This is a genomic window from Gillisella taibaishanensis, from assembly GCF_001938985.1.
GTDB classification, from domain to species: Bacteria; Pseudomonadota; Alphaproteobacteria; order Rhizobiales; family Rhizobiaceae; genus Allorhizobium; species Allorhizobium taibaishanense.
The window spans coordinates 114,423-124,028 of record NZ_MKIN01000016.1 but is presented as its reverse complement, the minus strand read 5'-3'; the positions used below and the strand labels follow the sequence as shown (position 1 = coordinate 124,028).

The window sequence follows — 9,606 nt, the reverse complement described above, 5'->3', positions numbered from 1 at the left end:
CGTCGATGCCGACATGAACGAGGAATCGACCAAGCTGAAGGCCCTGCAGACCCAGCAGCAGCTCGGCATCCAGTCCCTCTCCATCGCCAACTCGGCTTCGGAAAACATCCTGTCGCTGTTCCGTTAATCGATTTTCGGTTCTACAGCAGCAAGCAAAGCGTAGCCGGGCCAAAAGCCCGGCTATTTCCATGGTGGGTTTGCAGCAAGCGAATCAGGTGGACTAGCGAATGAGCGCATAAAGCCTCGACGCCAACAATTAAAATGCACGAAAAGTGCGGCTTGCGATCTTTCGTCGGTTCTCGCGTCAGCGATGGTCAAGTTAATGATTTTTAACAATAAATTAATTTTAGTCCAATGGGCGCGCCAACACGGCTGCTCTCGTGCCCTAGCAAACGCAGTTAATTCTTCGTTTAAATTTAGACTTCATTAACCAACGTCATGTTTCCTGTGCTCACGAAAGCACTGGGCCGGACAAAGGAAACAAAGATCCGGCGGGCATGATGCCGACCGCTGTTGCCGGTTTAAACCCGGCCTGTCCCTTTCCAAGCAAGCACCTCGAGGGGCAATTATGACGAGCTTGATGACAAATACCGCTGCGACTGCAGCACTTTCCACCCTGCGGTCGATCAGCTCCGACATGGAGATGACGCAGAACCGGATCTCTTCCGGTTACAAGGTCGAGAATGCATCGGACAACGCAGCTTATTGGTCGATTGCCACCACGATGCGTTCCGACAACAAGGCGCTTAGCGCCGTGCAGGACGCCATCGGTCTAGGGTCCGCCAAGACGGACACCGCTTACACCGGCATGGAATCTGCGATTAACGTTGTTACCGACATCAAGGCCAAGCTGGTCGCCGCTCGCGAACCGGGCGTTGATAAGGAAAAGATCAACAAGGAACTGGTCGAACTGAAGAACCAGCTGGCATCTGTTGCCAAGTCTGCATCCTTCAACGGCGAAAACTGGCTTTACGACAACAGCGACATCGCTGGTACGACCCAGGAAATGATCGGTTCCTTCGTGCGCAGCAACGATGGTAACGTTTCTATCAAGACGATCACCTTCGATACCACCAACTCGATGCTGATCAACGATGCGGCTGCTGGCGGTGGTCTGTTGACCAAGGACACCGTCGCGACCTACGCCTATGGCACGACCACCTCGTCTGCGACCTACTACCTGATCTCGTCCACTGCCGGCGACGCGACAAGCAAGGAAGTCATCCTGACATCGTCTACGACATCAGACGAAATCGACGGCATGGTGTCTTCGGTTGACAAGATGCTTGCCAACATGACTGACGCCGCGGCGACCATCGGTGCGACGACCTCGCGTCTCAAATCGCAGGACAGCTTCATCAAAAGCCTCAGCGATACGATCGATAGCGGTGTCGGCCGCCTCGTCGATGCCGACATGAACGAAGAGTCGACCAAGCTGAAGGCTCTGCAGACCCAGCAGCAGCTCGGCATCCAGTCGCTCTCCATCGCCAATTCCAACTCCGAAAACATCCTGTCGCTGTTCAAGTAAGAACTATGCCAGATATCGATCACGCTTAACTGTCAAAATCGGAAAAGTGAATTTTTTCAGTTAATTGTATTGAGGTCGATGGCGACGGTGCGGGGCTTCTTTGACGGCCCCGCGTCAACGGAAAATTCCTGGGATTGTGCTGAGGCACGCCTCGGTCGGCATCAATCATCACTCACCATCGTCTCAAAGCCGCGGCAGTGCCGCGGCTTTTTTCGTTTCGTATCTTTCTCGTCTTGAAAAATTTAAGAATTCATTTAGGTGTATTAAAAATTACATAACCGCGTTAACCATTTGTTAACGAATTCAAGGTTAATAAAATGTAAATAACGTTGGGTTGGCTGCCAGGGCAAGAGCGCGGCCAGCGTGCATGATGCAGACCAGCGTTGCCGGTGCTCTCGATAAACCCGGCATGTCCCTTCACCTTCATGGGGCACTCTATGACCAGCATTATGACCAATACAGCCGCGATGGCGGCGCTGAAGACTCTCCGTGGCATCGACCAGAACATGGAGATGACGCAGAACAGAATTTCCTCGGGCTACAAGGTCGACAGCGCCGCGGACAATGCCGCCTATTGGTCGATTGCGACCACGATGCGCTCTGACAACAAGGCTCTCTCCACGGTTCAGGATGCTCTTGGTCTGGCTGCGTCTAAGTCCGACACCGCCTATACGGGTCTTGAATCCAGTATCGACGTCATCAGCACCATCAAGTCTAAGCTTGTCGCGGCGCGTGAACCAGGCGTCGATAAAGACAAGATCAACAAGGAAATCAACGAGCTGAAAAATCAGCTCCAGTCGATTGCCGAATCGGCCTCGTTCTCGGGCGAAAATTGGCTCTATAACGAGTCGATTACTCCCCCCGGCACCAAGGAAATGGTCGGTTCGTTCAACCGTGCCAGCGATGGTACCGTCTCCGTCACCACCTTGAAGTTCAATACAAGCGACTCGATGCTGATCGACACCAATGATCCCACGAACGGGATCCTGACGAATGCGACCACTGCGACCTGGAGCTACGGTACGACGACGACCACCGGCACCTACTATCTGCTCGATGCCCAATCATCGACCCCCCAGACGGGTACCGAAGTCACAATTTCGACCTCGACATCGAACGATGACCTCGACGGCATGATTTCCGCCGTCGATCTCATGTTGCAGAAACTGACTGATGCGGCATCCACTCTTGGCGCGATCAAAAGCCGTATCGATTTGCAGGATACGTTCGTCAAGAACCTCAGCGACACGATCGACAAGGGTGTCGGGCGTCTTGTCGACGCCGATATGAACGAGGAATCGACCAAGATGAAGGCGCTGCAGACGCAGCAGCAGCTTGGCATCCAGGCACTGTCGATCGCCAATACCAATGCCGAAAACATCCTGACGCTGTTCAAGTAACAGCAGCGCGGCGGGCCGGAGTTTCCGCTTACCCTTTCTACCGTGCCGCCGGTCATCGGCATTTGGTGGATGAGTTGGACCGCGCTACTGCCCTGGCGCGGTCCAACATTTTTTATGCCGAGTTGAGACGGACCAATCTGCCGTCGATTTTCCGGAGTGGCAGACAAAACCGGACAATTCGCCTTCGAGCCGCATGAGAAATCCTCGCGCAAGTTTGGCCGCCTAGCTTCGGAACGAATGAGACAGGTGTTTGCGTCGAATTGCTATGGCGTCGGACGCCTGTCTTGCCCTGTATCGACCGGATGCCTTCAACATTTTGCGGGATCAGCTTCGGTCTGATGGGATCTGAACGTGTCGTGATCGCATGTGACGCAGTTTGGCGTGCACGACATGAGCAAGAACAAGATGAAGCGTGCGTGGCGACTTTCACAGTCCCAGCATTGCTTCACGAATTAAGGGCCTTCGAGCTGACCGGCTCGCTGGGCATGACGCGTTGATGATGCGATGTTGTGCAGCATCGACGATTAGGGCCGCAAGGTCCGGGAGAAAATGACATGACGATGCCGCTCGCTCATTACCTGAAGGATTTCTCGGCGCCGCAACCGGCGCCGTCGGTCTCTGACGCCATGAGCTTCAACGACGACGCTCTGATGTTCCCGGACGAGCCGATGCTGCAACTGCCGCAGCCCGACCCGGTCGACGTGGGCAAGGAACGGCGCGAAGCCTATGCCGAAGGCCATGAAGCCGCGGCTGCAGAGGCAGACGAACGCCACGTTGAAGCCATTGCCAAGCTGAAGGAGGCGCATGCCGAAGCGCTGCAGGCACTGACGGAAAAGCACCAGGCCGAACTGGCACGGGTGATGTATCATGGGCTGCAGCAGATCGCAGCGGATGTCTCGATCACTGTCGGCGCCCAGTTCGTCGAGGCGCTGACGCCTCTTCTGAGTGATCTTCTGGTCAACAAGGCGCTTGATGATATGACCGCCCTGCTGAAAGCCGCGATCCTCGACGGCGCGGTTGGCCAGGTCACGGTGACGGGACCGGAGGCGTTGTTCAAAAAGCTGTCTGTCCGGATGAAGGCTCATAAAAACCTCCTCCGTCACGTTGAAGCCGATGACCTCGATCTGACGGTCGATGTCGGCAATGCCGCCCTCGTTACCCGGATTTCCGCCTGGACGGCGAGCCTGAAGAAAGTTCTGGCATGAGCGACGCCGAAAATCACCATCACGGCAAGAACGAAATTGTCGTCATTAAGCGGCATGGCGGCGGCGATCATGATGGCGCTCATGGTGGCGCCTGGAAGATCGCCTATGCGGACTTTATGACCGCGATGATGGCCTTCTTCCTCGTCATGTGGCTGGTCAATGCTGCCAACGAGCAGACGACCGCCTCTGTCGCGAGCTATTTCAACCCGATCAAGCTGGCCGACGAAAAGCCGACCGAAAAGGGTGTGAAAAAGCCGGTCGACCAGGCCGAGGGCGAGGAAAGCAAAGAACGCTCGAAGATCAAGGCCCAGGAAGAGACGATCGGCAAAGCCGCGGCGACTGGCGAGGATATGACCTCGACATCCGGCGACAAGCCCGTTTATTCCGAAGCTGATCTGTTTGAAAATCCGTATTCGGTCTTGGCCGAAATCGCTCAGGAAGTTGGCCAGCAGGCCAATGTCAGTGCCAAGGGCGAAGGCGGTGCGGGTGATTCTGGCCCTTCGACAGGCGCCTCGGGCGGCGAAGCTTATCGCGATCCATTCGATCCTGATTTCTGGAGCCAACAGGTCCAGACGGCAAAGGGTAAGCCAGGCGAAGCCAAGCCCGATGAGCAACCAGCCGCGTCCGTCGCGACAGCCAAGCCCGATCCGTTTGCGCCCAAGCCGATTGATGAGCAGGCCGCTGCAGGCGCCGAGGCGACTGATGCCGCAAAGCCTGCGCAAGATAATACGCAGCAGAAGCCGCAGGTTGAGATCAACGGCCAGCAGGTCGCCATCGCCGTGCCGAAGGCGCGACCCGATCCCAAGCAAGTCGCCAAGGAAGATCAGGCGGCCATGGCAGATGGCAAGGCCCAGGATGCTGCCGTCAATGGTGACCAGAGCAAGCAGGCCGAAAAATTGAAGCAGCAGATTGCAGCCGAAATTGGTGGCGTCGCCGGTAAATTGGCGGAAGGTTTGATTGTGCAGCCGGCCGAAGGTGGGTTGCTCGTCACTCTGACGGACCAGTCGCAGGCTCCTATGTTCGACGTTGGATCCGCCGTACCGCGCAAGGAAATGGTGCTGGCCATGGAGCGGATCGGCAAGTTGCTGGCGGCTCGCGAGGGCGCCGTTGTCATCCGCGGCCATACCGATGCCCGTCAATACAAGGGCCCGGACAACGATAACTGGGGCCTGTCGATGTCGCGCGCCCATTCCGCTTATTACATGCTGGTGCGGGGCGGTCTTTCGGAAAGCCGTATCACCCAGGTTTCGGGCTTTGCTGATCGCCGACTTCTGAAGCCGGAAGACCCTATGGCGCCAGCCAACAGACGCATCGAGATCCTCGTGCAGGGGGACCAGAGTTAAGGTGATGATCGCCGTGAGATCCCTGGCTTTGAGAAGCGGACGGCGCAAATCGGCTCTGCGGGCAACCGTTGTCGTCGATATGCTTCTGACGTTGGCCGTCGGAGGCCTGCTGGCGGCTACGATCGATGTTTCCGCACGCAAAGCCTTTGCTGCGGGGGCAGCTGCTCCGGCGGAAAAACCCTCGGTCGCGCCAGCGCCTGCAGTAACCCCGGCGCCATCAGCGGACCAGTCAACCGATCCAGCCAATGCTCTGGCTGCGGGGCAGGGCGACAATCTGCCGCCTTATATGATGCTGCGCTCTCTGCAATTCGTCCAGGATTCAGTCGTACGCGGCGATCATTCCGCTGCCGACATGCAGCGCTTCTTGTTGACGCGCATCGACAAGCGGCTGCGGACTGCATTGCCTGCGGATTACGAAGACCCTCGCAACGTTGACGCTGCACTGATCTATGCAATGAGCGGCGGCAATCCGGCAACGCTCGAATATCTTGTCGCCCGTGACATCAACGGTCATTTCGACAACCGTATCAGTGACATGTTGCGCAAGTATCTGAGCGGGAAAGGCGTCCTGATGGCAAATTCCATCGGTGACATGGTCCCGCTCTACAAAAATGGTCGGATCGGACCGTATATCGCGCTCGTCGCTGGCAATGTCACAGTGGTGAAAGACCCGGCAGCGGCGATGAAATTCTACGATATCGCACGGTTGCTGGCGCCTGGAACCATTGTCGAGGAAGCTGCCTTGCGGCGCTCCGTCCAGATCGCCATGGATACCAACCAGAATGCGCGGGCAATGTCCTACGCCAATCGTTACGCGCGGCGGTTCCTGCACTCGCCCTATGCCAGCCAGTTTGCCGATCTTCTGGTGCAGCTGATCGTTGATCATTTCAACGAACTCGAGCAGGACGACGTCACTGCGACGCTTGAGACCATGGAGCCGGACCGTCGGCGTGAGGTCTATCTGCGCATCGCACGTCGAGCGACGATCAATGGCAACCAAAGCCTGGCAAGGCTTGCCGCCGGCGAGGCGCAACGGCTGGCGGGCCTGCCTGACAATAACGATCCTAAAGCGCTGCTTTATGGCGGTGCGGCGCTTATTCCGACCACCGATGTCAAGGCGGCATTGAATACGATATCGCAATTGCCACAGGACCAGTTGTCGCCATCCGATCAGGCCCTGCTGGATGCTGCACGTGCGGTTGCCAAGGAAGTGCTGACGCTGCCGACCGGTCCTGCAAATGGTCTGGGTTCGGCAACTGACGGTCTGGCACCTGGCCCGATGGGAGCAGCAGATGCTGTGCCGGCGGCGGCTTCCACCAGTCAGGCGGCGGATCAACAGCAGGATCCGGGCGGCGCAGCACCCACTGCGAAGGCGCCACCCGCTGGCACCACGCGGGCTAAGGCCGGCATAGGTGCAGGAGGTGCCGCTCCTGTAGATAGAGCCACGGCGGATCCGCAACCACAACCCGACCCGGCCTTCCAGACCTTTATCAGCGGCAATCGGTCAAAACTCGCAGAAATAGACAAAATGTTGAAAGGGGAGGGTGTTAAGAAATGATCGACGCTACGACCAACGCAGCCGCATCGCCAGCCTATAGCTCCAGCCGCTCTGACCAGGGCAAGGGATCGGGCAAGGATTTTCTGACGGCTTTGGCCGACACGGCCGATCGCGGGCAGGGACAGGCGGCCGACGATAAAAGCGTCGATCAGGACACGCCCCAGGAGCAAGCGCCTTCGACCTCATCAACAAATTCACAAATCCGGACAGCTGGCTCTTCAACGGTGGCAAGTTCGTCCGCTTCAGCGGACGACGACGGTACGCTCGAAGAAGAAATGGTGTCTACGGCTACCGAGGAGCCGGTCGCTAAATCGGCCATCGATGCCAAGACTGCTGCCGCTTTGATTGCCAAGGCTCTCGCGTCTGCCGCCTCGACGGCAGGTAGCGCGCAGACGGCAACGGAACAGGCAGCCTCCGGACAGGATGGAGCAGTCGCCAATGGGCAGTCGGCAGACGTGACTGACGTCTTGGCCAAGCTTGTTGCCGCCTTGACTCAGCAGGACGCTGCCACCACGACTGAGGACCCTGTGTCCCAGAATACCGGCAAGATCGCAGCGAAAAAGACCGACAATCAGCTTCTGGCGGTTCTTGCAGCCCTGAAACAAGCGGCTGGCGGCGACGCAGCTTCTGAGACGACGGACGCGCAGGCGGACATTCCTGGCCAGACTGTTGCCGGGGATGCCACACAGACAAAGCCCGTAACCAAACAGGCAAAGCCCACTGCTGACGACACCAAAGACGCTGCCACTGCGCAGAGTGCTGCCGCAGGGGTTCAGGACGTTTTGAATCTGCTTGGCAATCCGACGGCCGGCCAGCTTCAGCAGATGGCACAGCAGGTCGTCAAGGCGGCAAGTGCTGCGTCGACAGATACCGCTGCAGCCTCGATCACTGATTCCAAGGCATTGACCGGACCGACGGGCCACGATGCTCTGCAGACCACAAAGCCCTCCAAAACCGGGATGGATCTTGTGGCCACTGACGTCTCGAAAGCGGTTAAACCCGGCCAAGCCGCATCAACTGATGCTGCCGGTCAGGCGGCACATGGATTGAAGGACAGCAGTGCTGCAGACGCCCTGCATTTGGTTACCAGTGGCGAAAGGGCGGTTGATGGAGCCGACGACGCGACCGGCCAGCAGGTAGCCACCGCAGATCCGCTGCAGAATGTCAGCGTGCTCGACAGCCGCCGGATCATAGCACCGGCCAGCACCAGCAACGGCGCCAATATCGCGGCGGCCATGGCCGGGGACAGTTCCTGGGCGCAGGCCATGCACAGCCATGCCGCGGATCGCCTGAGTTCCAGTGAACAGGCGAGCACCGACCGCACGATGAACACCCTGAAGCTGAAGATGACGCCGGAAAGCCTCGGCAACGTCACGGCGACACTGAAACTGACGAATGGAGAGCTGACAGTCAGCCTGGTGGTCGAAAACAGCGCGGCCTACCGCAAGCTGAACGAGGACCAGAGCGGCATGGTCAGCGCCTTGAAGAGCCAAGGCTTCTCCGTGGACCAGATCCAGATCAGCATCGCAAGCACCGAAAAGTCCAACAATGATTCCGCCCAGACCAATTCGCAGAGCCAGAACGGCAATCAGCAAGGCATGCAGCAGGGCAGTGGCAATTCCGGCCAGGGCGGCAATCGCTCGCAGCCGAATGTCGCTTTTGATCTATATGGACAGACATCCACGGGGACGGTCGATGATGCGGCACGGACTGCGCCGGTCGGCACAGGCAGCAACGCTTCTGGCGCTAGCGGTCAGCTTTACCTCTAGCGAGGCCAAAGCAGCTGCTTCCACGGGCCTCTGCGAGCGCGAAATCAGCAGCGCAGCTGCCAAGTATGGGATACCGGAAGGTATTCTCTACTCGGTCGGCCTGACGGAAACGGGACGAAAAGGGTCACTGCAGCCTTACGCTTTGAACGTCGAGGGCAAGGCGCTGTTTCCGGATTCGATGGCAGAGGCGATGCAAACCTTCGCGGCGGCAAAGCAGCAGGGTGCAAAACTGATCGATATTGGTTGCATGCAGATCAACCATTTTTTCCATCACGACAATTTTGCGTCGCTCCAGGACATGTTCGACCCTAAACGCAACGTCGAATATGCCGCAAAATTCCTCGTCGCGTTGCATGGAAGACACGAAACCTGGACCATGGCGGTAGCCCGCTATCATGCGGGTCCAAACAACGATCCGGCCCAGAAACAATATGTCTGTCGTGTGATCTCCAACCTCGTTGCAACCGGCTACGGCAACTGGACCGCGAATGCGCGGCAGTTTTGCGAACAATAACAACCTTAAAGTAGGTAAGACCGGATCAGTCTGTCATGATGGACCGAGGTATCCTGTCAGCAAAAACAATCTTTGGTTGATTGCATGCCTTGCTCCTGCCCATTTTAGCATCACATAAATTTTTCATGTGCAAAGCCTCGCGCAAGCCTTTTGTTAACCTTTTGCACAAGAAAATAGTGGGTGATTTAGCGGCGTCCTACTAGATATAGGTCAAATCACCGGTCAAATCTTAATCAACTATTAATAACTATCATTAACTTTCCACAGTTGAGGTTTTACCCCCCGATTC

Annotated in this window: 8 protein-coding genes; all 8 read left to right on the top strand. The window is 57.3% G+C overall.

The window, feature by feature from the left end; all coding sequences use genetic code 11:
* Window positions 1-127 (top strand): flagellin (locus BJF91_RS01645; protein WP_267890131.1); only part of this gene is annotated, 127 nt, incomplete at its 5' end.
* 441 nt (window positions 128-568) lie between these two features.
* Window positions 569-1,528, top strand: coding sequence for a flagellin N-terminal helical domain-containing protein (locus BJF91_RS01640; protein WP_075612745.1), 960 nt, complete (start codon window positions 569-571; stop codon window positions 1,526-1,528).
* Between the two features lie 437 nt (window positions 1,529-1,965).
* Window positions 1,966-2,928: a flagellin N-terminal helical domain-containing protein gene (locus BJF91_RS01635; protein ID WP_075612744.1), complete on the top strand. Its 963-nt coding sequence runs from the start codon at window positions 1,966-1,968 to the stop codon at window positions 2,926-2,928.
* Between the two features lie 554 nt (window positions 2,929-3,482).
* On the top strand, window positions 3,483-4,133 hold the full coding sequence (locus BJF91_RS01630; RefSeq protein WP_075612743.1) for a hypothetical protein: 651 nt from the start codon (window positions 3,483-3,485) through the stop codon (window positions 4,131-4,133).
* Entirely contained in the window at window positions 4,130-5,476 is a 1,347-nt protein-coding gene (locus BJF91_RS01625) for a MotB family protein (RefSeq protein ID WP_075612742.1), read from the top strand. The genes BJF91_RS01630 and BJF91_RS01625 overlap by 4 nt, the downstream gene beginning before the upstream one ends.
* A 4-nt stretch (window positions 5,477-5,480) precedes the next feature.
* Window positions 5,481-7,034 (top strand): chemotaxis protein MotC, encoded by a 1,554-nt coding sequence (gene motC / locus BJF91_RS01620; protein ID WP_075612741.1) that lies wholly within the window; start codon window positions 5,481-5,483, stop codon window positions 7,032-7,034.
* Entirely contained in the window at window positions 7,031-8,803 is a 1,773-nt protein-coding gene (gene fliK / locus BJF91_RS01615; protein WP_075612740.1) for a flagellar hook-length control protein FliK, read from the top strand. The genes motC and fliK overlap by 4 nt, the downstream gene beginning before the upstream one ends.
* A complete protein-coding gene (locus BJF91_RS01610) occupies window positions 8,733-9,317 on the top strand; it encodes a transglycosylase SLT domain-containing protein (RefSeq protein WP_075612739.1) in 585 nt (194 codons plus the stop codon). The genes fliK and BJF91_RS01610 overlap by 71 nt, the downstream gene beginning before the upstream one ends.
* The last annotated feature ends 289 nt before the right edge of the window (window positions 9,318-9,606 follow it).

Coding starts and splice junctions, on each gene's coding strand:
- BJF91_RS01640 (WP_075612745.1), top strand. CDS start 569: ATGACGAGCTTGATGACAAATACCGCTGCGACTGCAGCACTTTCCACC.
- BJF91_RS01635 (WP_075612744.1), top strand. CDS start 1,966: ATGACCAGCATTATGACCAATACAGCCGCGATGGCGGCGCTGAAGACT.
- BJF91_RS01630 (WP_075612743.1), top strand. CDS start 3,483: ATGACGATGCCGCTCGCTCATTACCTGAAGGATTTCTCGGCGCCGCAA.
- BJF91_RS01625 (WP_075612742.1), top strand. CDS start 4,130: ATGAGCGACGCCGAAAATCACCATCACGGCAAGAACGAAATTGTCGTC.
- motC (WP_075612741.1), top strand. CDS start 5,481: ATGATCGCCGTGAGATCCCTGGCTTTGAGAAGCGGACGGCGCAAATCG.
- fliK (WP_075612740.1), top strand. CDS start 7,031: ATGATCGACGCTACGACCAACGCAGCCGCATCGCCAGCCTATAGCTCC.
- BJF91_RS01610 (WP_075612739.1), top strand. CDS start 8,733: ATGCGGCACGGACTGCGCCGGTCGGCACAGGCAGCAACGCTTCTGGCG.